Annotated in this window: 27 protein-coding genes and 1 tRNA gene; 12 read left to right on the top strand and 16 right to left on the bottom strand. The window is 66.5% G+C overall.

The window, feature by feature from the left end:
* Positions 1-12 precede the first annotated feature (12 nt).
* The 3 genes from LRA87_RS07865 to LRA87_RS07855 are packed head-to-tail and all read right to left on the bottom strand — an operon-like array spanning position 13 to position 2,764.
* Positions 13-528 carry a DUF2497 domain-containing protein gene (locus LRA87_RS07865; RefSeq protein WP_230630785.1) on the bottom strand — a complete coding sequence of 172 codons (516 nt, stop codon included), beginning with the start codon at positions 526-528 and terminating at the stop codon, positions 13-15.
* Positions 529-559: 31 nt separating this feature from the next.
* On the bottom strand, positions 560-2,080 hold the full coding sequence (locus LRA87_RS07860) for a TolC family outer membrane protein (RefSeq protein WP_443024851.1): 1,521 nt from the start codon (positions 2,078-2,080) through the stop codon (positions 560-562).
* Positions 2,081-2,083: 3 nt separating this feature from the next.
* The gene (locus tag LRA87_RS07855; protein WP_230630783.1) at positions 2,084-2,764 is read right to left on the bottom strand and encodes a protein-L-isoaspartate O-methyltransferase family protein; all 681 of its coding nucleotides are present in this window, start codon (positions 2,762-2,764) and stop codon (positions 2,084-2,086) included.
* Positions 2,765-2,920: 156 nt separating this feature from the next.
* Here LRA87_RS07855 and LRA87_RS07850 point away from each other — a divergent pair, with 156 nt between their 5' ends.
* On the top strand, positions 2,921-3,295 hold the full coding sequence (locus LRA87_RS07850; protein WP_230630781.1) for a hypothetical protein: 375 nt from the start codon (positions 2,921-2,923) through the stop codon (positions 3,293-3,295).
* Positions 3,296-3,586: 291 nt separating this feature from the next.
* Here LRA87_RS07850 and LRA87_RS07845 read toward each other — a convergent pair whose 3' ends face one another.
* The 3 genes from LRA87_RS07845 to mutT form a co-directional block, all read right to left on the bottom strand.
* A complete protein-coding gene (locus LRA87_RS07845; protein WP_230630779.1) occupies positions 3,587-4,291 on the bottom strand; it encodes a hypothetical protein in 705 nt (234 codons plus the stop codon).
* Positions 4,292-4,562: 271 nt separating this feature from the next.
* A tRNA-Cys gene (locus LRA87_RS07840) sits at positions 4,563-4,636 on the bottom strand.
* Positions 4,637-4,716: 80 nt separating this feature from the next.
* The gene (mutT, locus tag LRA87_RS07835; protein WP_230630777.1) at positions 4,717-5,148 is read right to left on the bottom strand and encodes an 8-oxo-dGTP diphosphatase MutT; all 432 of its coding nucleotides are present in this window, start codon (positions 5,146-5,148) and stop codon (positions 4,717-4,719) included.
* A gap of 30 nt (positions 5,149-5,178) precedes the next feature.
* Between mutT and LRA87_RS07830 the strand changes: the two genes are divergently transcribed.
* Entirely contained in the window at positions 5,179-5,379 is a 201-nt protein-coding gene (locus LRA87_RS07830; protein ID WP_230630775.1) for a Flp family type IVb pilin, read from the top strand.
* 131 nt (positions 5,380-5,510) lie between these two features.
* Complete coding sequence (locus tag LRA87_RS07825) at positions 5,511-5,678, top strand: Flp family type IVb pilin (protein ID WP_230630774.1); 168 nt, start codon at positions 5,511-5,513, stop codon at positions 5,676-5,678.
* An 83-nt stretch (positions 5,679-5,761) separates the two neighbouring features.
* On the opposite strand, the gene LRA87_RS07820 is transcribed toward LRA87_RS07825, so the two are convergent.
* From LRA87_RS07820 to LRA87_RS18375, 4 genes are read right to left on the bottom strand one after another with little or no spacing between them, the layout of a single operon-like run.
* Positions 5,762-6,709 carry an acetyl-CoA carboxylase carboxyltransferase subunit alpha gene (locus LRA87_RS07820; RefSeq protein WP_230630771.1) on the bottom strand — a complete coding sequence of 316 codons (948 nt, stop codon included), beginning with the start codon at positions 6,707-6,709 and terminating at the stop codon, positions 5,762-5,764.
* 10 nt (positions 6,710-6,719) lie between these two features.
* Entirely contained in the window at positions 6,720-7,637 is a 918-nt protein-coding gene (locus LRA87_RS07815; protein WP_230630769.1) for a tyrosine recombinase, read from the bottom strand.
* 5 nt (positions 7,638-7,642) lie between these two features.
* Positions 7,643-9,484 carry a hypothetical protein gene (locus LRA87_RS07810; RefSeq protein WP_230630767.1) on the bottom strand — a complete coding sequence of 614 codons (1,842 nt, stop codon included), beginning with the start codon at positions 9,482-9,484 and terminating at the stop codon, positions 7,643-7,645.
* Positions 9,468-9,602, bottom strand: coding sequence for a hypothetical protein (locus LRA87_RS18375; protein ID WP_268934843.1), 135 nt, complete (start codon positions 9,600-9,602; stop codon positions 9,468-9,470). Before LRA87_RS18375 ends, LRA87_RS07810 begins: the two co-directional genes overlap by 17 nt.
* Before the next feature lie 94 nt (positions 9,603-9,696).
* On the opposite strand from LRA87_RS18375, the gene LRA87_RS07805 reads away from it, so the two are divergent.
* From LRA87_RS07805 to LRA87_RS07775, 8 genes are all read left to right on the top strand, one after another.
* Positions 9,697-10,266 carry a shikimate kinase gene (locus LRA87_RS07805; protein ID WP_268934842.1) on the top strand — a complete coding sequence of 190 codons (570 nt, stop codon included), beginning with the start codon at positions 9,697-9,699 and terminating at the stop codon, positions 10,264-10,266.
* Positions 10,263-11,366: a 3-dehydroquinate synthase gene (gene aroB / locus LRA87_RS07800; protein ID WP_230630765.1), complete on the top strand. Its 1,104-nt coding sequence runs from the start codon at positions 10,263-10,265 to the stop codon at positions 11,364-11,366. The genes LRA87_RS07805 and aroB overlap by 4 nt, the downstream gene beginning before the upstream one ends.
* Complete coding sequence (locus tag LRA87_RS07795) at positions 11,366-11,506, top strand: DUF2256 domain-containing protein (protein WP_230630763.1); 141 nt, start codon at positions 11,366-11,368, stop codon at positions 11,504-11,506. The genes aroB and LRA87_RS07795 overlap by 1 nt, the downstream gene beginning before the upstream one ends.
* A 73-nt stretch (positions 11,507-11,579) precedes the next feature.
* Entirely contained in the window at positions 11,580-11,705 is a 126-nt protein-coding gene (locus tag LRA87_RS18370; RefSeq protein ID WP_268934841.1) for a hypothetical protein, read from the top strand.
* Between the two features lie 175 nt (positions 11,706-11,880).
* The gene (locus LRA87_RS07790; protein WP_230630761.1) at positions 11,881-12,057 is read left to right on the top strand and encodes a hypothetical protein; all 177 of its coding nucleotides are present in this window, start codon (positions 11,881-11,883) and stop codon (positions 12,055-12,057) included.
* Positions 12,054-12,338, top strand: coding sequence for an antitoxin Xre/MbcA/ParS toxin-binding domain-containing protein (locus LRA87_RS07785; protein ID WP_230630759.1), 285 nt, complete (start codon positions 12,054-12,056; stop codon positions 12,336-12,338). Before LRA87_RS07790 ends, LRA87_RS07785 begins: the two co-directional genes overlap by 4 nt.
* A gap of 16 nt (positions 12,339-12,354) precedes the next feature.
* Positions 12,355-12,570: a hypothetical protein gene (locus tag LRA87_RS07780; protein ID WP_230630757.1), complete on the top strand. Its 216-nt coding sequence runs from the start codon at positions 12,355-12,357 to the stop codon at positions 12,568-12,570.
* Positions 12,563-12,736 carry a hypothetical protein gene (locus LRA87_RS07775; RefSeq protein WP_230630755.1) on the top strand — a complete coding sequence of 58 codons (174 nt, stop codon included), beginning with the start codon at positions 12,563-12,565 and terminating at the stop codon, positions 12,734-12,736. Before LRA87_RS07780 ends, LRA87_RS07775 begins: the two co-directional genes overlap by 8 nt.
* A gap of 45 nt (positions 12,737-12,781) precedes the next feature.
* On the opposite strand, the gene LRA87_RS07770 is transcribed toward LRA87_RS07775, so the two are convergent.
* The 6 genes from LRA87_RS07770 to LRA87_RS07745 form a co-directional block, all read right to left on the bottom strand.
* Positions 12,782-13,108 carry a DUF423 domain-containing protein gene (locus LRA87_RS07770; protein ID WP_230630753.1) on the bottom strand — a complete coding sequence of 109 codons (327 nt, stop codon included), beginning with the start codon at positions 13,106-13,108 and terminating at the stop codon, positions 12,782-12,784.
* Complete coding sequence (locus LRA87_RS07765; protein WP_230630751.1) at positions 13,105-14,871, bottom strand: cation:proton antiporter domain-containing protein; 1,767 nt, start codon at positions 14,869-14,871, stop codon at positions 13,105-13,107. Before LRA87_RS07765 ends, LRA87_RS07770 begins: the two co-directional genes overlap by 4 nt.
* On the bottom strand, positions 14,864-15,301 hold the full coding sequence (locus LRA87_RS07760; RefSeq protein WP_230630749.1) for an iron-sulfur cluster assembly scaffold protein: 438 nt from the start codon (positions 15,299-15,301) through the stop codon (positions 14,864-14,866). The genes LRA87_RS07765 and LRA87_RS07760 overlap by 8 nt, the downstream gene beginning before the upstream one ends.
* Positions 15,298-15,861 (bottom strand): CvpA family protein, encoded by a 564-nt coding sequence (locus LRA87_RS07755; RefSeq protein ID WP_230630747.1) that lies wholly within the window; start codon positions 15,859-15,861, stop codon positions 15,298-15,300. Before LRA87_RS07755 ends, LRA87_RS07760 begins: the two co-directional genes overlap by 4 nt.
* 86 nt (positions 15,862-15,947) lie before the next feature.
* Positions 15,948-17,321: a DNA repair protein RadA gene (gene radA, locus LRA87_RS07750; RefSeq protein WP_230630745.1), complete on the bottom strand. Its 1,374-nt coding sequence runs from the start codon at positions 17,319-17,321 to the stop codon at positions 15,948-15,950.
* Between the two features lie 81 nt (positions 17,322-17,402).
* Positions 17,403-18,101 carry a glutathione S-transferase N-terminal domain-containing protein gene (locus LRA87_RS07745; RefSeq protein WP_230630743.1) on the bottom strand — a complete coding sequence of 233 codons (699 nt, stop codon included), beginning with the start codon at positions 18,099-18,101 and terminating at the stop codon, positions 17,403-17,405.
* 72 nt (positions 18,102-18,173) lie between these two features.
* Between LRA87_RS07745 and LRA87_RS07740 the strand changes: the two genes are divergently transcribed.
* On the top strand, positions 18,174-19,313 hold the full coding sequence (locus tag LRA87_RS07740; protein WP_230630741.1) for a glycosyltransferase family 4 protein: 1,140 nt from the start codon (positions 18,174-18,176) through the stop codon (positions 19,311-19,313).
* Positions 19,314-19,330: the final 17 nt, after the last annotated feature.

The raw sequence follows: 19,330 nt of genomic DNA, 5'->3' as shown, positions 1-19,330 counted from the left end.
CGTTACCCCGCCTCAGCGCATCTGTGACGTAATCTTGGCGATCTCGCGCGCAACCAGGGTTTCCACCATCTCGGGCAGATTGGCATCGAGCCAGTCGCGCAGCATCGGGCGCAGCATCTCGCGGACCAGTCCCTCGAGCGTGCCATCGGTTTCGGGTTCGGGCTTGACGAGCAGCTTGCTCAGCGTTTCCAGCGAACCAAGGCTTGCGGCGGCGGTGCGTTGCGACAGGATCGGTTCCTCGGTCATCGCAGGCTGAACGGACGGCGCGCGCGTCGGTTGCGGATCGGGAGCGGGTTGCGGTGCCGGCTGCATCCGCGGCGCAGGCGCAGGCGCAGGTTCGGGGTCATGACGCGGCGCCGGGATCGGGTCGCTCAGTTCCAGCACCTCTTCGGGCTCCGGCTCGATCGGCTGCGGCGTCGCGCGGGGGCGCCGGCCGCGAGCCTGCGTCCCTTCGCCTTCTTCCGCGATGATCCGTTTGATCGACGAGAGGATTTCCTCCATCGACGGCTCGGCGCTCATATCCCCCATTGCCCTGACGTCCCTGCCCTTTTCGTCGCCCCTATTGGCGGTTCGGCGAAGCAGCACCTGTCGTCAACGCGGGGCTTCTGTCAACCGGCGTATCGAGCAGCGGGTCGAGCGGCTTGTTGACCGCCGCGGTCTGCGGCGGCGTCTGCGCGGTCGTGACCGCGACGGGCACCGGTTCGGAGTCGCTGTCGAAGTCGTTGATCCGGTTTCGGACGCGCTTGTAATTGACCACCGGATCGTAGAGCGGGCCGCCCTCGAGACCCAGATCGCGCGCCTCTGCATTGCCCATCGCCGCCAGCAGCGCGAAGCCCGCGACATAGGCATCCCGGCGCGCGGTGACGAGCGTCACCTGACTGTTGAGCAATTCCTGTTCGGCGTTGAGGATGTCGAGGATCGTGCGCGTACCGACGCTGTTCTCGGCGCGGACGCCTTCGAGGCTCAGCTTGTTCGCGTTCACCGCCGTTTCGGACGAGGCGATCACCTGTTGCGAAGACCGCCAGATCGCATAGGCCGACCGTGCCTGCGATATCACTGCGCGTTCCGTCGCCGTCACGTTCTCCAGCGCCTGGCTACGCTGCGCCTGCGCCTGCCGGACCTGCGCGGCGGGGCGGCCACCCTGGAACAGGGGCAGCGTCAGTTGCAGACCGGCCGAGGCGGCGGTGCCGGAATTGCGGATGGGGCTGCCGGCGGGAAGCGACCCCAGATAGTTGAAGTAATTGGGCCCGCCGACGCCCGACACCCGCGGTAGCCGATTGGCACGGGCCACGTTGATGTCGAAGCGTGTCGCATCGGCCTGACGGCGAGCGGCGATCAGGTTGGGGTTGCTGTCCAGCGCGACGCTTACCGCCGTGGTCGGCGAATTGGGCAGGTTGGGCAGCACCGGCGGTTCTTCGAGCGCGACCGGCGGCGTGCCGACGACCTGGATATAGCTTTCGCGGCTGGAAATCAGCTGCGCCTCTGCCTGTTGCAGCTGTGCACGGGCGAGTGCCAGCCGCGCTTCCGACTGCGCGACGTCGGTGCGGGTCAGGTCGCCGACCTGAAACCGGTCGCGACTGGCGCGCAGATTGACCTCGAGCACGCGGACGTTCTGCTGGTTCAGCGAGGTGATCGCCTCATCCCGAATCACGTTCATGTACGCTGCGACGACGTTGGTGAAGGTATTCGCCTCCGTCCCGCGCAACGTGGCGCGGCCCGCATCGACGCGCGTTTCCGCAGCCCGCACCGAATTCTTCACCGCGCCGCCCTGATACAGCGGAACCGAAAAGTTGACCGCGCCCGACGCGGTGCGTTCCGGATTGGCGAAATTGTTGTTCGCGATAAGGAAATTGTCGATGACCGAACCGGAGGCGTTGACGCCCGGCAGACCGCTGGCACGGGCGATCGGGACATTCTCGTCCGTGGCGCGCTGTGCCGCACGCTGCCCGGTGATCGTCGGGTTCGACGCATAGGCCTTCGCCAGCGCCTCGCGCAGCGTTTCCGCCCCCGCCGGCGCGGCGAGCCCCATCAACGCCGCGCTCCCCAGCAACAGTCCCCGCATCATCCCCCCGTCGTGCATATTCTAGAACCTGAAACCCTGCGGCTTCGCAAAGCCCGGCAGGACGATGCAGTCGCTGTCCATGAACGGCGAAAGGCCGAACCCGCCGTCGGTCTTGCGCCCACTGGCGAGGCGGATCACGCCGCCATCGACCAGACCGGTGACGACGCGGCCCCCGGTTCTGACCTGACCGACGAGAACGTCGGGAACATGCTCTATCGCGCCGTCGACGATCAGTACGTCATACGGCCCGCCGTCGGCATGCCCGGCAGCGAGCGGTGCCTCGACGAGCGTGACGTTCGGGGTGCCGGCGAGTGCCTCGCGCGCCAGCGCCGCAAGTGCCGCATCCTCCTCGACCGCGACGACATCGGCGACGATCTGCGCCAGAATGGCGGCGGTGTACCCGCCGGCGGCGCCGATCAGCAGCACCCGGTCGTTCTTTTCCAGATACGCCTCGGTCAGCATGCGCCCGGTGACCATCGGCAGGTTGATCGCGCGTCCGCCCGCCACCGGCAACGCCGTGTCGCGATAGGCGATGCTGCGCACCCCGGCGGGCACATAGGCCTCGCGCGGCAACGTGTTCATCGCGACCAGAATACGCTGGTCGCTGACGGCGTTTGTACGCAACTGGCTCGACACCATGGCATGACGCATCGTTTCCGACGTCGCGGCATCCAGATGGCTATTATCGAGGCTGATGTTCATGATGACCCCTCTCGCACAACCGTATTAGCTGCGCAATACACTTCGTGACAGTCCGGCTTGTATCGCGTGGGCCGCGCCACGCCAAGCGGACGCTGTGCCGAAATCGGCAATCCGCGCCGGATGGTCAGCGATCATACCGCGTCCTATGGAAGCGCCATGATTCCGGCGACATATCATAAGTTCATCGAGTGGATCGGCGACGGCACCGGCCTTCCCGACGCCATTCTCCACATCCACGCCGGGCTCGCGGTGCTGATGCTGGCACGGCTGATCACGGGCCGGTCGCTCGGCAGCTTCGTGCCATGGTCGCTGGTGGTGCTCGCCGAAGCGTTCAACGAGGTGATGGACCGGCTGAACTTCGGATCGTGGCGCTGGGAGGATACGACGGCGGACATCCTGAACACGCTGTTCTGGCCAACCGTCATCTGCCTCGGCATTCGCATGCGTCCCATGCTGCTGCCACGCGATTCCGCGCGGGTGCGAGTCAGGGACGATGGGCATGGGGAAGCCGAGGCCCCCGCAGACGCGTAATCCGATATAGTACAGGGCTGCTCTCGCTGCCCGGCCAATTGATCGAATCCGTCGCATTTCGAGCGAGGGTTATCATTATGTGGTGAATCGCGCGGGATCTCGTCCGTCCGATGGCAGACCCGCCGCTTTCAACTTGAGCGCGAGAGACCTACCGGCATCAGGCTTAGGGCAAGCCGCTGTCCCCGGCCATTACCGCGGTGGTTATCGTAAGTGTCCCGTGGGAGGTGCGCTGATGGCAAAGCATATCGCGTCCGCTCTCGTACCAGTGGCACGCGTTCAGCCCCGTACCACCTACTTCTTGGCCGCCCGCCACGGCACAACCGCCGTTGAGGGCCGCCAGCAGCTTTCCAGACTGGCGGCAAAGTCGTTCGCCCATGCGGCCGGACTCCCGGGCTTCAGCCAGCCATCGTAGCGCGACCTTTTCAGATAATCGGACACCTCAAACGTGACCTTATCGGCATGTAAGACGATCTCGGCCGGCGAACCGGTGATATCCATACCCGGAGAAAATTTGAGATCGTGACCGGTCGCGAGATGAGCCATCGCAGGTATGCAGCTGCGAACGTCGGCTTCGAGCCATTCCAAACCGGCCGCGTCGAGCGAACGGAGCAGAGCGTCGTCATTCTGCGGTTTCGATTGTGCGATAAAAGCAAATAGTCTCTGCCCGCGGACTCGTGGGCGTGGTGGTCGACCGTTGAAGGACGATCGAACCATACGGGCAGTCAGTCGTGCGCCGCACGTTCGACGAGCCTCGCCCTGGTCAGCATCGACGCAGCCCCTACGCACTGCCAGCGCGTATACCGGAAAGCCGTAGTCGTCTCCCAGGTAACGGATCGACAATGCCGGTTGAGACTGTTCAGGGAAGAGCCGGGCCGGGTCGAATGCGAGTTCGCGTGTCCGTTCCTGGAAGTCATACGCCGGCACCGCATCCTGCGCATGGGAAGGTGCCGACATACAGATGATGAGAGCGGCAGCGGTGAAAGGACGTCCGATCATCTCCGTACGATGACATGGAGGATCAGGGCTGCCTAGCCTGCACAAGGTGCCGCAAACGTCCGCTTGCCACAAACGGGCGAGAATTCCGAAACCTGATCCTTGTGGAGAACGGCGACAGTGTCGTTCAATGTTGGCGATCACTGTTTCAGTCCACGAACACGGACGGCACAAATCGTCAAACCCGGCGCGGCATCCAGCGCAACGCCCCGATCACGTCAGTGGATGGCAGGAGGGCATCATGTCGACGCACCCGTCGACCGCTTCGACACACTGGAGGCCCGACCGGGAATCGAACCCGGGTGCGAGGATTTGCAGTCCTCTACGTCACCACTCCGCCATCGGGCCTCGATGCTCGGGAGGCGCGCAATTGCTCGGTTTTGTGGCGAGCGTCAACCGTCGATTGCAAGGCTGGCGGGGTGGCATCGTCACAACAACCGCTTCAGCGCCTCGACCAGCGGGACATCGGCGGGCGGCATCGCCACATCGTCCATCTCGCCGGGACGCAGCCATGCCAATGCGCTGGCCTCAAGCGCGACGGGTTCGCCGTTCCAGTCGCGAATGACGTAGAGCAGCAGGAGCAGGTGTCGATCGCCAAGGCTGGCGCTGGCAAAGGCGAGCGGCGTGAGCGATACCGGTTCGACGCGAATCCCCAGTTCCTCCGCCAGTTCGCGGACCAGCGCGGCTTCCGGCGTTTCGCCAGCCTCCACCTTGCCGCCGGGAAATTCCCACAGATCGGCCATCTGCTTTCCCGGCGGACGTCGCTGCAACAGCACCCGGCCGCTGTCATCCACCAGTGCAGCGGCAACGACCGGCATCAAATGCCGGTTCGTCAGCGATCGGTTTGCGTCGTCAGCCATTCCTTAAGCCTTCCTTGCTAGGCGGATGCTATGAAGCCGCGCTCGCTCCTTCGCCGCCTCACCGGCCGGGTGTCACTGTCCCTGCGGGATTCGCGGGGGGCTACGGCCGTCGAGTACGGCCTGATCCTCGCGCTGATCGTCATCGTGATGATCGTCGCGCTCAAGCAGGTCGCGAACGCCAACACCGACATGTGGCGCAATGTGAGCGACAAGGTCGTCGCCGCCGGCTGAACGCGGTCCGATGCGGGAACAAAAACCCGTTTCGCTTAAATGTTTGGCAACCTTGCCCGCGTAAATCATTCCTCGCTGCTCCGGTTCACCGGTTCAGCCGGGTGACTGAAGTATCGGATATGGAGACCGGAATGCAGACGATTCGCAAGTTCATCAAGAACAGCAAGGGCGCGACCGCCATCGAGTACGGCCTGATCGCCGCGCTGATCGCCGTGGCCGCTATTGCTGCCATGCAGGGTCTGGGCAACAAGCTCAAGACGACCTTCAACAACGTCTCGTCGAACATGACCGCTTCGTAAGAGCGACGTTCGACCAGGATACGACGAGGGCGGCGGAACGCAGGTTCCGCCGCCCTCTTTTGTTCAGCGTCGGTCGAGGCGGCTCAGAGCCGCCCCATCGCCAGGAATTTGGCTCGACGTTCCTGCCGCAACGTTTGCGGATCGCGGGTGCCGAGCGAATCGAGCGCCGTCGCCAGTGCATCGCCGAGCATCCTGATCGCCTCGGCCGGGTCACGGTGCGCACCGCCCAAAGGTTCGGGTACGATCGTATCGATCACCCCGAACGTCTTCAGATCCTGCGCCGTCACGCGCATCGCCTCCGCGGCATCCGCCGCCTTGTCGGCGGTCCGCCACAGGATCGACGCACAGCCTTCGGGGCTGATCACCGAATAGATCGCATGTTCGAACATCAGCACGCGATTGCCGGCGGCCAGCGCCACCGCGCCGCCCGATCCGCCTTCGCCGACGATCGCCGCGACCACGGGCACACCCGCGGCGAGGCACGCCTCGGTCGACCGCGCGATCGCTTCCGCCTGTCCACGCTCTTCGGCCTCGATACCCGGGAAGGCGCCCATCGTGTCGACGAGTGTCACCACGGGCAGGCCGAACCGGTCGGCAAGCGCCACGAGGCGGATCGCCTTGCGATAGCCCTCGGGCTTTCCCATGCCGAAATTGTGGCGCAGCCGGGATGCGGTGTCCGATCCCTTTTCGTGCCCCAGCACCATGACCTTGCGACCGCGAAAGCTCGCGAAGCCGCCCATGATCGCCTGATCGTCGGCAAAGGCGCGGTCGCCCGCCAGCGGCACGAACTCGTCGAACAGTCCGGCGACGTAATCCCTGAAATGCGGACGTTCGGGATGACGCGCGACCTGCGTCTTCTGCCACGGGGTCAGCTTCGCGAAAGTATCGCGCAGCAGCTTGTCCGACTTGGCCTGCAATCGCGTCAAGTCCGCCGCGATGTCGATGGTGCCGTCGGCCGCGGTCGCCCGCAGCTCGTCGATCCGGCCCTGCAGTTCGGCAATCGGTTTTTCGAATTCGAGGAAGCTCGCCATGCCGCGCGGGTTACGGGCGACGCGGCGTTACGTCAACGCGGCCGGCATCGGCCAGCGGATGCCGTGTATTGACCAGCTCGACCAGCCGGCTGGCATCGACGTGGGTGTAGATCTCGGTCGTCGCGATGTCCGCATGACCCAGCATCGTCTGGAGCGCGCGCAGGTCGGCGCCCCCTTCGAGCAGATGCGTGGCGAAGGCGTGACGCAGCACGTGCGGACTCATCCGATCGGGGGGAATGCCTGCGTCCGCCGCCAGCGCCTTGATCAGCTGATACAATCGGATGCGCGTCAGATGCCCCTTGCCCGACGGAAACAGCCATGGCCGATCCGCCGCGACATGCGCGCGCCACGCCGCCACGGCCGCGCGTGCGCGATCGGAGATCGGCACCAGCCGCTCGCGCCCGCCCTTCCCCTTCAGGATCAGGAACGGCCGGTCGGGATGGATCGCGTTGCGCGGCAGGCTGACGAGCTCGGTCGCCCGGAGGCCCGATCCGTACAGCAATTCGGTCAATGCCGAGAGCCGCAGGTCACCGGGCAGCGGTCGCGCGGTGGCACAGCGGTCGGCGATGACCGCAAACAGCCGATCGACGTCCGCATGGCTCAGCACCTTGGGCAACGACCGCGCCGTGCCCGGCCGCGGCAGGGCCTTGCCCGGATCGTCGGACCGATGCCCCTCGTCGAGCAGAAAGGCGTAAAAGCGGCGTAATGCCGCCGACTTGCGGGCCACGGTCGCGCGGGCAAGGCTTTGCCAACCCTCCGCCAGCGTTTGCAGTTGCGCGATGCTCGCCGCCGCCAGCCCGCCCTCAATCGCTGCCGATGCCAGCGCCAGGTCGCTGCGATAGGCTGCCACGGTGTTCGCCGCGGCGCCCGCCTCCGCCGTCAACATCTCGAGGAACCGCTCGATCAACGCGCGATCGGCCGCAATCATGTGTGTCAGACCCGCGCCAGTGCCTCGGCAGCGACCATCCGCGCCTCGCCCTCCAACCCGACCGAGCGTAAGGCGCCGACGATCCGGTACAGCATCGCCGGCGGTACACCGCGCCACCCCGGCGTCTGCATGCCGATCGCGGCGAGCAGCACCACCGTGCCTTGCTGGCCGTCCGCCGCCGCGCGGTCGATCGCGCGCGTCCAGCTGTTCTCCGCACCGATCCGCACATCCAGCGCCGCTGCGGCGCGCTCGATATCGTCGGGGGCGAGCCGGCCGAGACCGGCCAGGCCGGCGAAGAACAACCGCTGCTTCAACGCCGCGTCGCCGCGGCCCGAATAGGACGACAGCTCGCCATAGCTCAGCCGCCCGCCCGCATCCGGATCGGCCAGCGCGATCATCGCCCACGCGTCGCCGCCCTCTTCCACCGCGGCACGCCAGCGCGCGGCACTGCGATCCAGACCGGCGGTCAGCATCGAGGCGACCACGTATCGCGCATCCTCGACGCCGAGGCGCGCGGGAATACGCGCGGCGGCGCGCGACGTCAGGATCAGACGGGCATAAGGCGGCGTCTTGTCGCCACTGCCCCACACCTGCCGCATCGCCGCAAGTCGTGTGTTGACGTCGCCGGCCGTGTAGGCGCTGCGCAGATCGTTCGCCAGCGCGCTCGCCGCGCCCGGCATGTCGTTGGCGGTGTCGACCGCGCCATACAGATCGATCAAGGCCGCCGCCGACAGCACGCCCTGCGCCGCCGCCGCCTCGGCCGATGCGATCCGCTCCGCGAGCGGAATGCCGGGCGCGAGCGCATACCAGTAGCGCGCCTGCGGACCGGCCGTCGCCAGCATGTCGTTGGGGATCGTCACCCCGGTCGCGGCGGCGAGTCCGAATCGCCATGCCGAAAGCCGGTCGACGCCGGCCCATTCGATCGTCACGGCCTGTCCGCCGCCCGGCCCTGCGCCCACAACCTTCTGCGCCAGTTGCAGATCGATCCCCGTCGCGACCTTGCGTCGTCGCGCAGCCGTGATCAGCGCCTTCGCCCGCGCGGGCTCGGCGGCCAGACCCGCGCACATCGCCTGCGCCAGCGTCCAGCCACGCTCCTGCGTGGCTGCCAGTCCCGCATCGGCGATCGGGCACAGCCCCGCCGGGTCCCCCGCCGCCAGCGCGGCGTTCATCGCGACCTGATAGAGTTTGGGCGTGTAGTTGCCGTTGTCGACGCTCTGCACCACCGCGCGTGCGCCGACCGCTTCGCCCATCCGCAGCAGCAGCCATGCGCGTTCCGCCGCGAAATCCGCGCCATCGACGCGTACAGGAGTATCAAGCTGCGCCACCAGCGTGCGCCGCAACACGATCGACAGCCAGCGCGACGGCACCGGCGCGGCGATGCGACGCATCAATCCCTCGACGAACCGTCCATCCGCGCCATCAAATGCTGCTGCTGCGAGAGCGCCCTCTCGCGGTCCGGCCGCGCCGACGCTGGACAGCGAACGGCGGGCAAAGTCCGGCATCTCATATTGCGCCAGTACCGCCGGATCGACCGACGGCGCCGGTGTGGGCGTCGCGCTCGCGAGCGGCGTCGGCGTCGCCACCGGCAACGGCTGAACGAACCCCGTCGGCGTCGCGGTGGGCGCCGTTCCGGGTGCTGCGACGCCGGTGCCCGATCGCGGCGAGCCGGGCGTCGCACGTGCCGTCGGCTGGGTGGCAGGCTCGCCGAAGCCGGGGGGCAGGATCGATTCCGGTCGGTCCTGGCCCACTGCGGGACCGTAAGCCGACAGGCCGGCGGTCGCGATCGCCACCGCCGCGACGCCGACCCGCGCGCAGAGGATGACCCGCGCCTTAGCTGAGGTTCGCAAGCGTCACGTCTTTCTCGACATGGGTCTGCGGCCGCTCCGACGCCCGCCCGGCGAGCAGGAACAGGCCGCCGACGACCAGTACGAGGACAACGACGACGGAAAGGGCAAAGCGGGACATACCGTACCTTGATGTACAAGAACGCGAGGGGATCACGTAAAACGTGGCGCGGAGCTTTTGCCCCGTCCTGACCCGCTGTATAGCGCACCCGGCCATGTTGCAAAGCGCTCATCCCCCGACCATCGGATCCGCCCGCCCGGGAGCCCCGCGCGCGATCGTGCTGGTCGGCCTGATGGGCGTCGGCAAGTCGACCGTCGGCCGCCGGCTCGCCAGTCGTCTGCGCCTGCCGTTCGTGGACGCCGACCACGCGATCGAGGAAGCGGCGGGAATGACGGTGGCCGAAATCTTCGAGCGCTTCGGCGAGCCCTATTTCCGCGACGGTGAACGCCGCGTCATCGCCCGGCTGATGGATGGCACGCCAAAGGTTATCGCAACCGGTGGCGGCGCGTTCATCAACGACGATACCCGCGCGCTGATCCTCGCCGAATCCACCGCAATCTGGCTCGATGCGCATCCCGACGTGCTCGCCGAACGCGTCGGCCGTCGCGACACCCGCCCCTTGCTGCGCGGCCGCAATCCACGGCAGGTGCTGAGCGAGCTCGCCACCGTCCGCAACCCGATCTACGCCGAGGCGCATATCCACATAACCAGCAACAAATCTCCGCACGAAACGACGGTGAATGCGATCCTGAAGGCGATCGGCCTGCGGCGTACGGACGCATGAGTGCGACGATCACCGTCGCACTCGGCGACCGCAGCTACCCCATCCTGATCGAGGCAGGATTGCTGGCGCGGGCCGCCGATCACCTGGCACCGCTCGCGCGCGGACGGACGATGGCGATCGTCACCGACCGCAACGTCCTGCCGCATTGCCAGGCGCTGCGTGCCGCGCTCGGCGTTGCGGGTATCCGGACCGAAGCGATCGTGCTGGAGCCGGGCGAGAAGACCAAGAGCTGGGATCAGCTCGCCGCCCTGTGCGACAGGCTGCTGGACCTCGGCGTCGAGCGCGGCGATCACGTCATCGCCTTGGGCGGCGGCGTCATCGGCGACCTCGTCGGCTTCGCCTGCGCGATCCTCAAGCGCGGGTGCCGGTTCGTACAGATCCCGACGACGCTGCTGGCACAGGTCGACAGTTCGGTCGGCGGCAAGACGGCAATCAATACGCGCGCCGGCAAGAATTTGATCGGCGCCTTTCACCAGCCGGCGATGGTGCTGATCGATCCTTCGGTGCTCGACACCCTGCCCGTGCGCGAAGTCCGCGCCGGTTATGCGGAGGTCGTCAAATACGGCCTGATCGACGATCCCGCCTTTTTCGCATGGTGCGAGACCCATGGCACCGACCTGATCGCCGGCAATCCTGCCGCACGCGATCATGCCATCGCCCACGCGGTCGCCGCAAAGGCGCGGATCGTCGCCGCCGACGAGCACGAGACGAACGGCACGCGCGCCCTGCTCAACCTCGGCCATACTTTCGGCCACGCGCTGGAGGCGGTGGCCGGATTTTCGCAGGCGTTGATCCACGGCGAGGGGGTCGCCGCAGGATGTGCGCTGGCATTCGCCTTTTCCGCCGCGCAAGGCATCTGCCCTCGAGCCGATTCGGAACGCGTCGCGGCGCACTGGCGCGACGTTGGCCTGCCCGACGGACTCGCCGCCGCCGGCATCGCCGCGACCGGCGCAACGCTGGTGGAGCATATGCGCCACGACAAGAAGATGGCGGCCGGCACGCTCCCCTTCCTGCTGGCCCACGGGATCGGGAAAACCTACCTCGACAAGACCGTCGACCTCGACGTCGTCGAAGCCTTTCTCGATGCGCAGCCGCGCTGATGCCCAACGGCGTCGCCAAGCAGAACCTCCCGACCAAAATCTGCCCGGCATGCGGGCGTCCGTTCACGTGGCGGAAGAAGTGGGCGAAGGATTGGGACAGCGTGATCTATTGCTCCGACGCGTGCCGCAAAAAGCGCTGACGCTATTCATGCCGGGATTGGGCCGAAGGGGTGTAGGCCGCAGGGGGGCGTCCCGCCCCGAAGGATAGCGACGATGGCGAAGAGCCAGCAGAAGTCGAACAAGGAAGTCCGCAAGCCCAAGGCGGAAAAGGTCAAGACGATCGCCGCCAATGCATCGACCAAGGACAATCCCGTCGGCATGGTGACGATCCGCAAATAATCCCGACGTGCGTCGCGCAGCGTCGCGGCGCACCGGCAAGAGCCACCGCACGGATCATCGGGCTCTTACAAATTCGTACCTCAACGGCTATATCGCACGCATCGCAGGCAACCGATCGTAGGCGCCTCCGACTGAGAGACCATGTGTGCTCCCGCTTACAGCAGGGGGAGTCGTCATGGATCTCAATTATCTTTTCCACCGTCATCAGGTGTCGCTGGCCGCATCGACCGGGGCCAGCTCACGCGAAGCACGCGCAGCGCATCGCGGGTTGACCGCAGCTTATGCCGACAGAATCGCCGGCTTGCGCGCCGCCGCTGGTAATTCCGCCCTGCTGGCGGCGCGCGTCAGTTGATCGCCGCCGATCGCGAAACGTCCGTTCCGCAGGACAAACCAAGCCGCGTCTTCCGCAAGTCGCGACCGATGATGCCCAGACAAGACGCAGCACGTCAGGCGCGCGTAGCAGCGCTTGCGTGGTCGACCTTCGGTGACCGCGAGCGGGTCATGGCATTCCTCAACGCCGATCATCCGCAGCTTGGTGGCCGACCGCTCGACCTGGCGATCGCCAGCGATGCCGGCCTGAATCGGGTGGAAGGCGTGCTGGCCGAACTGGCTGTTGCAGCCCAGCCGCGTTGAACAGGGGGACCATGGCATGTCCAGGGCGATGAACGTCACCGCACCCCTGGCGGAGGTCAAGGCGACCGCCGCCAGCCATGGCGCGAGCATCAGCGCGATCGAGGCGATCATGCCGGCCGGCACCCGCGTCGTCTTCACGAACGGCGAGGATGCCGCTCGCATGCGCGTCGTGTTCGCCGATCGGATGGTGACCGGCGCCGTCACGCGGGCAAAGTGGGTGCGCAATGACTGACGCGGCCGCGATATCAGCAGTGCATCGCCGCTGGACGCAGGGCGATATCACCGCCCTGCGCAGCGGGATCGGATCGGGCGAGACGCTCGAACAGCTCGCTACCGCGCTCGGCCGCGATCCAATTGCCGTGATGACGATGATGGATCGCCTCCGGCTGCGCTTCTGATACTAGCCGTTCGAACGGTCGTCAGCAGTCTGTTCGACCCGGCGATCAGCCGCGTAGCGTCCATGCCAGCCAAAGCCATCCGCCGATCAGCAACAAACCGCCGATCGGGGTCACGGCACCCAGCCAGCGCGGCGCACCCAAGGCCATCAGGTACAACGTGACTGCGAAAATCGCGCCACCAATGACGAACAGCGACGCCGGTCCGCGCGCCTCCATCCGCAACGCGACCAGTGCCACGACCGCGTGGATCAGCTGATACTGGCCACCGGTTTTCAGCCATTCGACCGCGGGGCCGCTGGCACCATGCGCGCCGAACGCCCCGGCGGCCACCGCGATTGCGCCCGACAGCGCGGCGAGAATACCGAGGATCATCGCGGATCGTTCCCCCACGGCTGTTGTTCCGCCACCATCGATCGCGCCGCGCGCAGATCCCCCGCCTCGATCTGGATGCGCAGCCGCTCCTTGTCCCGGGAGCGGTACATATCCTCCGCACGGTCGATATCGGCACCGGCAATCCCGAGATCGCGCATCGCCACCCGCGCCATCTTTACCGCCGATTCCAGCACTTCGCGTACGACGTAGACGGCGGAGGTTTTCTTGAGCTTGACCAACGCGCGTCGATCGAAGGCGCGTACATAGATGGCAGCCTTTGGGAATGCCTCATGCACGCCTTCCAGCGTGTCGGGCTGGATCTGGTCGCCGTCGATGCAGAACAGGATCAGTTCCGCATCCGCCGCACCCGCCTGCCGCAACAGGTCCATCCGCGTGCCGTCGCCGTAATAGACCTTCGCGCCGAATTCGCCGGCGATGTCGATCATCTCGATATCGGTATCGATCAGCGTCACCGGAATGCCCTGCGCCAGCAGCATCTGCCCGACCGTCTGGCCGAATCGCCCGTATCCGACGATGATCGCGTTCGCCCCGTCCGCGGTCGGTCCGTCGCGCGCCTGATCCTTCGCCACCGGTTCCTCGCGGAAACGTTTGGTCGCGGCCATCAGGAACGGTGTCGTCGCCATCGACAGCGTGATGATCGCCCCGAACAGGCTCGCCGCTTCCGGCGCGACGAGAAGCCCTGCTTGTGCCTGCGCGAACAGGACGAACCCGAATTCACCGCCCTGACTGAGCAGCAACCCGAGTGCGAGCGCGCTGCGCCACGTCATCCGGAACACCATACCGATCAGCGTTATCACTGCCGTCTTGGTCGCGATCAGCGCGAGTGCCATCGACAGCACGAACAGCGGCCGGTCGGCGATTGCCTGCAGGTTCAGCAGCATGCCGACGGCAAGGAAGAACAGGCCGAGCAGGATCGAGCGGAACGGCTCTACGTCCGCCTCCAGCTCGTGCCGATACGGGCTGTCCGCCAGCATCACGCCGGCGATGAACGCGCCGAGCGCGGTCGACAGGCCCAAAGCCTCCATGACCGCCGCGCTGGCGATGACGGTGAACAGCGCTGCGAACACGAACATCTCGCGCTCGCCCAGATTGCCGATCAGCCGGAACAACGGCCGCAGCAGGAACCGGCCGGCGAGGATCAGCCCCACCACCGCGAGTACGGTATAGACCGCCAGCAACCACCCGGGCGGTCCGTCGGCATCGGCCGGGTTCCGGCTCATCGCGGCGACGATCGTGATCAGCGGGACGATCGACAGGTCCTGAAACAGCAGGATCGAAAACGCCCGCTCGCCGAACGGCGTCCGCATCCTTCCCGAAGATTGCAACATCGGCAACACCTGCGCCGTCGACGACAGCGCCAGCGGCAGTCCCAGCGCGAACGCGGCGGGCGCGGAAAAGCGGGCGAGGCCCCATACCACGGCGGTGATCGCAAGGCCGCAGGCAACCACCTGCAACAGGCCGACGCCAAAGATTTCGTGCTTCATCCGCCACAATCGTGTCGGGTTGAGTTCCAGCCCGACCACGAACAGCAGCAGCGTGATGCCGAGTTCGGCGATGCCCAGCTTCGATTCGGCATCGCCGACGAGGCCCAGCAGATGTGGGCCCACGACCGCACCTGCGACGAGAAACCCCAGCGTCGCACCAAGGCCCAGCTTGCGGAACAGCAACACGAACGCCAGCCCGAAACCGAGCAGGATCATCCCGTCCCTCAGCATCGAGACGTCCCCGGCGGCCTCATGCATGCGCACGCGCCTCACGTGCCGCAATGGCTGCTTCGGCCGCGGCTTCGAATGCCAGCCGGATCGAGGGATGGCGCGCGGTATAGGTCAACGCCGGTTCGAACACGCGAAGCCCCGGCCAGTCCGGTATGTCCCCCTCGCCCGAGAGCCATGCGGTCAGTGCATCGCGCGCCGCAGTCAGTTCCTCGGGCGTCTTGCCAAGGATGTCCGCGGCGAGCAGCGATGCCGATGCCTGACCCAGAGCGCAGGCGCGGACCAGCAGGCCAACTTCGCTGACACGTCCCCCGTCGTCGATCCCGACATCGACCGTCACCCGGCTGCCGCAGATCGGCGAACGTTTCTCGGCCGTGGCAGCGGCATGCTCCAGCCGGGCGTGATGCGGGATCGATGCCGCGAGGCGCAGGATCTCGGCGTTGTAGAGGGGCGCGTTCATGGCCGGTCGCTCGCATTGTCGGACTGGTCCATGCTCTGCCGCGATCCGAAGACCGGTTGTCCGCGGCGCCGACGGTCGACGAAATCGGCGATCCCGGCGCTGGTCGCGTTGAGCAACGGATAGGTGCGCGACGCCGTCATCCACTCAGGCCGCTGCGACGGGCCGCCGCGTGCGGTGTCGACCAGCAATGCCGCGACGAGAAATCCGAGGCTGGCGATGATCAGGCCCTTCAATGCGCCGAAGCCGAAGCCCAATGCGCGGTCGACCGGCCCCAGGATCGACTGCCGCGTTCGCTTACCGATCGCATTGGCGACCAGCTTGCCGCCCAGATACGTGCCGCCCGCGATCACCACGAACGCCGCCACCGCCGCGCCGGATGGCGTGCCGATGACCGTCGACAGCTTCGCGGCGAGCGCGACGTGGAACAGCTTCAGCATCGCAACGATTGCAATCCACGCGAACAGCGACAGCACTTCGGTGACGAAGCCCCGCTTCAATCCGAGCAAAGCGGCACCGCCCACGGCGATGAGTACGATGATGTCGAGTGCGGTCAGCCCCATGGATAGGGGAATAGGGATGCGAGTGCCTCGCCGCTAGTCCCGCGTCGTGCATGTCCTCACCGGACGCGACACCTTCCCGGCAGAACTCACCCCCGCCCCAGCATATGATCGACGAACTGCCCCAGCGTCCGGAACCCCGTCATCCGCAGCGGGCTGTCCTCTTTCGCGACCGCTGCGGGCACCAGCGCACGCTCGAAGCCGAGCTTGGCCGCTTCCTTCAGCCGCAGCGCGCCATGCGCCACCGGGCGCACCTCGCCCGACAAGGCGACCTCGCCGAACGCCACCGCATCGACCGGCACCGGCCGTTCCGACAACGCCGACACCAGCGCCGCGGCCACCGCCATATCGGCCGCGGGATCCTGCACCCGATATCCCCCGGCGATATTCAGATACACTTCGGCGCTGGAAAAGCTCAGCCCGCACCGCGCCTCCAGGACCGCGAGGATCATCGCCAGCCGCCCACTGTCCCAGCCGACCACCGCGCGCCTCGGCGTCGCTCCGCTCGCCAGCTGCACGACCAGCGCCTGGATCTCGACCAGCACCGGCCGCGTTCCTTCGAGTGCGGGGAACACCGTCGTCCCCGTGACGCCCTCGTCGCGCTGCGTCAGGAACAGCGCCGACGGGTTCGATACCTCCTCCAGCCCCTCGCTCTGCATCGAGAAGACGCCGATCTCGTCGGTGCCGCCGAAGCGGTTCTTGATCGCACGCAGGATACGATACTGGTGGCTGCGCTCGCCCTCGAACGCCAGCACCGTATCGACCATATGCTCCAGCACGCGCGGCCCCGCAATCGATCCATCTTTCGTGACGTGCCCGACCAGCACCAGCGCGGTGCCGCGTTCCTTGGCGAAGCGGATCAGTTCCTGCGACGAGGCGCGCACCTGACTGACCGTACCAGGCGCCCCCTCGATCAGATCGGAATGCATCGTCTGGATCGAATCGATCACCAGCAGCGCGGGAGGCGGCCCCATCGACAGCGTCGTCAGGATGTCGCGCGTCGACGTCGCCGCCGCCAGCTGAACAGGCGCGTTGCCGAGGCCCAACCGTCGCGCCCGCAACCGGACCTGATCGGTTGCCTCTTCGCCCGAGACATAGGCGACGCTGCGCCCCGCCATCGCCAGCTTCGCCGCCGCCTGCAGCAACAAGGTCGATTTGCCGATCCCCGGATCGCCGCCGATCAGCGTCGCCGACCCTTCGACGAAACCGCCGCCCAGCGCCCGGTCGAGTTCGGCGATCCCCGTTGCCATCCGTTCGGGCAGCACGATCTCGGCATCCAGGCCGACCAGCTGCACCGTCCGTCCACCGGTGCGCAGGTCATGCTTTGCCTGAAACGGCGTGACGGTCCCGCCGACCTCCTCGACCAGCGTGTTCCATTCCGCGCAATCGCCGCACTGCCCTGCCCAGCGATGCGACACCGATCCGCACGCCTGACATACGTAACGCTTATGGGGTTTCGCCATGCGCAGGGGTGTAGCGGAATGAGAACGGGAAGGGAACAGAATTTCGGGGTCGCCCCGCGCGCTAGCGGGGGTGGCATGGAACTACGACGGGATCTTCAATCCCCTCTGCACCGCCGGTCGTGCAAGTCCAAGATCCAGCCAGGCCCGCACGTTCCGGTAGCGATCGAACCCGACCAGATCGCCGGCGCCGTAGAAGCCGACCAGTCCGTTCACCCATCCCAACATCGATATGTCGGCAATCGAATATTCGTCGCCCAGGAACCAGTCCCGCCCCTCCAGCGCACGGTCCATCACCCCCAGCAGCCGCGTCGCCTCCGCCGCGTATCGGTCGCGCGGCCGCTTGTCCTCGTAATCCTTGCCCGCTAATTTGTGGAAGAAGCCCAACTGTCCGAACATCGGCCCGACGCCCCCCATCTGGAACATGACCCACTGGATCGCCCGCCAGCGCCCCGCCGGATCGATGGGCACGAACCTGCCCGTCTTGTCCGCCAGATACAGCAGGATCGCACCACTTTCGAACAGCCCGAATGGCCGATCGCCCGGACCCTGCGGATCGATCATCGCCGGGATCTTGCCATTGGGATTGAGCGACAGGAACGCCGCCGACTTCTGGTCTTCCCGGCCGAAATCGATGCGATGCGCCTCATATGGCAGACCGAGTTCCTCCAGCATGATAGACACCTTGACGCCATTGGGTGTCGGCATGGAATAGAGCTGGATGCGATCAGGATGTTGCGCGGGCCAGCGCTGCACGATCGGAAATGCGGAGAGGTCGGTCATGATTTCGGATCCCTCGATGACGGGACCGACGACATAGTCACGCCGCATTCGCGACGCTATGGCCGCGCCAGCATGCAACCTACCGATCTTCGTGTCGCTTTGTTCAGCGGCAACTACAATTACACACGTGACGGCGCCAATCAGGCGCTGAACCTGCTCGTTCGCCATCTGCTCGATTCCGGCGTCGTCGTACGCGTCTATTCGCCGACCACCGATCGTCCGGCCTTTCCGCCGGCGGGCGATCTGGTCTCGGTGCCGGCGATCCCGATGCCGGCCGGACGCGGCGAATATCGCATCGGCCGCTATCTGCCCGCCGCCATCCGCGCCGATCTGGAGGCATTCGCGCCCAACGTCGTCCATGTCTCCGCACCCGATTTCCTGAACCACGGCGCAGTCAGCTGGGCGCGCAAGCACGACATCCCGACTGTCGCATCCTTTCACACGCGCTTCGAAACCTATTTCCGCTATTACCGTGTCGGGTTCGTCGAGCCGGTGATCAAGGCGATCATGAGGCGCTTCTACAACCGTGTAGATCGCGTCATGCCGCCCAGCCCGAGCATGGGCACGCTGCTACGACAATGGGGCGTCACCACGCCGGTCACCATCTGGTCGCGCGGCATCGATCACGATCGCTTCACCCCTGCCCGCCGCAGCCTTGCTTGGCGTCGCAGCCTCGGCATCGCCGATCACGACATCGCGATCGGTTTCCTCGGCCGACTGGTGAAGGAAAAGGGCCTCGACGTCTTTGCCGACGTCGTGAAGGAACTCACCCGACGGGGCGTGCCGCACAAGGTGCTGGTGGTCGGCAAGGGGCCGGCGCAGGGCTGGTTCGCCGAACAGGCGCCAGGCGCGATCTTCGCCGGTTTCCAGTCCGGCGACGATCTCGGCCGCGCGGTCGCCTCGATGGACGTGTTCTTCAATCCGTCGATCACGGAAACCTTCGGCAACGTGACGACCGAGGCGATGGCGGCCGGCGTCCCCGTCGTCGCTGCGCGCGCGACCGGCGCGGTGGATCTGGTCGAGGATGGCGTGACCGGCTTTCTCGTCGAGCCGACCGATGTGTCCGGTTATGCCGACGCCATCGGTCGTATCGTCGCCGATGCGGCCCTGAAGTCGGCGATGGCTTCGGCAGGCGTGGACCGGGCAGCGGGATATCGGTGGGTGACGGCAAACCAGGCGGTACTCGATACCTACCTCGAGTTGCACGGGTAAAAGACCCACACCGAAGA

Origin of the sequence: Sphingomonas sp. Leaf37 (genome assembly GCF_920939475.1) — a bacterium.
Taxonomy (GTDB): domain Bacteria; phylum Pseudomonadota; class Alphaproteobacteria; order Sphingomonadales; family Sphingomonadaceae; genus Sphingomonas.
This window is presented reverse-complemented; position numbering and strand designations above follow the sequence as displayed.

Coding starts and splice junctions, on each gene's coding strand:
- LRA87_RS07865 (WP_230630785.1), bottom strand. CDS start 528: ATGGGGGATATGAGCGCCGAGCCGTCGATGGAGGAAATCCTCTCGTCG.
- LRA87_RS07860 (WP_443024851.1), bottom strand. CDS start 2,080: ATGCACGACGGGGGGATGATGCGGGGACTGTTGCTGGGGAGCGCGGCG.
- LRA87_RS07855 (WP_230630783.1), bottom strand. CDS start 2,764: ATGAACATCAGCCTCGATAATAGCCATCTGGATGCCGCGACGTCGGAA.
- LRA87_RS07850 (WP_230630781.1), top strand. CDS start 2,921: ATGATTCCGGCGACATATCATAAGTTCATCGAGTGGATCGGCGACGGC.
- LRA87_RS07845 (WP_230630779.1), bottom strand. CDS start 4,291: ATGATCGGACGTCCTTTCACCGCTGCCGCTCTCATCATCTGTATGTCG.
- mutT (WP_230630777.1), bottom strand. CDS start 5,148: ATGGCTGACGACGCAAACCGATCGCTGACGAACCGGCATTTGATGCCG.
- LRA87_RS07830 (WP_230630775.1), top strand. CDS start 5,179: ATGAAGCCGCGCTCGCTCCTTCGCCGCCTCACCGGCCGGGTGTCACTG.
- LRA87_RS07825 (WP_230630774.1), top strand. CDS start 5,511: ATGCAGACGATTCGCAAGTTCATCAAGAACAGCAAGGGCGCGACCGCC.
- LRA87_RS07820 (WP_230630771.1), bottom strand. CDS start 6,709: ATGGCGAGCTTCCTCGAATTCGAAAAACCGATTGCCGAACTGCAGGGC.
- LRA87_RS07815 (WP_230630769.1), bottom strand. CDS start 7,637: ATGATTGCGGCCGATCGCGCGTTGATCGAGCGGTTCCTCGAGATGTTG.
- LRA87_RS18375 (WP_268934843.1), bottom strand. CDS start 9,602: ATGTCCCGCTTTGCCCTTTCCGTCGTCGTTGTCCTCGTACTGGTCGTC.
- LRA87_RS07805 (WP_268934842.1), top strand. CDS start 9,697: ATGTTGCAAAGCGCTCATCCCCCGACCATCGGATCCGCCCGCCCGGGA.
- aroB (WP_230630765.1), top strand. CDS start 10,263: ATGAGTGCGACGATCACCGTCGCACTCGGCGACCGCAGCTACCCCATC.
- LRA87_RS07795 (WP_230630763.1), top strand. CDS start 11,366: ATGCCCAACGGCGTCGCCAAGCAGAACCTCCCGACCAAAATCTGCCCG.
- LRA87_RS18370 (WP_268934841.1), top strand. CDS start 11,580: ATGGCGAAGAGCCAGCAGAAGTCGAACAAGGAAGTCCGCAAGCCCAAG.
- LRA87_RS07790 (WP_230630761.1), top strand. CDS start 11,881: ATGGATCTCAATTATCTTTTCCACCGTCATCAGGTGTCGCTGGCCGCA.
- LRA87_RS07780 (WP_230630757.1), top strand. CDS start 12,355: ATGTCCAGGGCGATGAACGTCACCGCACCCCTGGCGGAGGTCAAGGCG.
- LRA87_RS07775 (WP_230630755.1), top strand. CDS start 12,563: ATGACTGACGCGGCCGCGATATCAGCAGTGCATCGCCGCTGGACGCAG.
- LRA87_RS07770 (WP_230630753.1), bottom strand. CDS start 13,108: ATGATCCTCGGTATTCTCGCCGCGCTGTCGGGCGCAATCGCGGTGGCC.
- LRA87_RS07765 (WP_230630751.1), bottom strand. CDS start 14,871: ATGCATGAGGCCGCCGGGGACGTCTCGATGCTGAGGGACGGGATGATC.
- LRA87_RS07760 (WP_230630749.1), bottom strand. CDS start 15,301: ATGAACGCGCCCCTCTACAACGCCGAGATCCTGCGCCTCGCGGCATCG.
- LRA87_RS07755 (WP_230630747.1), bottom strand. CDS start 15,861: ATGGGGCTGACCGCACTCGACATCATCGTACTCATCGCCGTGGGCGGT.
- radA (WP_230630745.1), bottom strand. CDS start 17,321: ATGGCGAAACCCCATAAGCGTTACGTATGTCAGGCGTGCGGATCGGTG.
- LRA87_RS07745 (WP_230630743.1), bottom strand. CDS start 18,101: ATGACCGACCTCTCCGCATTTCCGATCGTGCAGCGCTGGCCCGCGCAA.
- LRA87_RS07740 (WP_230630741.1), top strand. CDS start 18,174: ATGCAACCTACCGATCTTCGTGTCGCTTTGTTCAGCGGCAACTACAAT.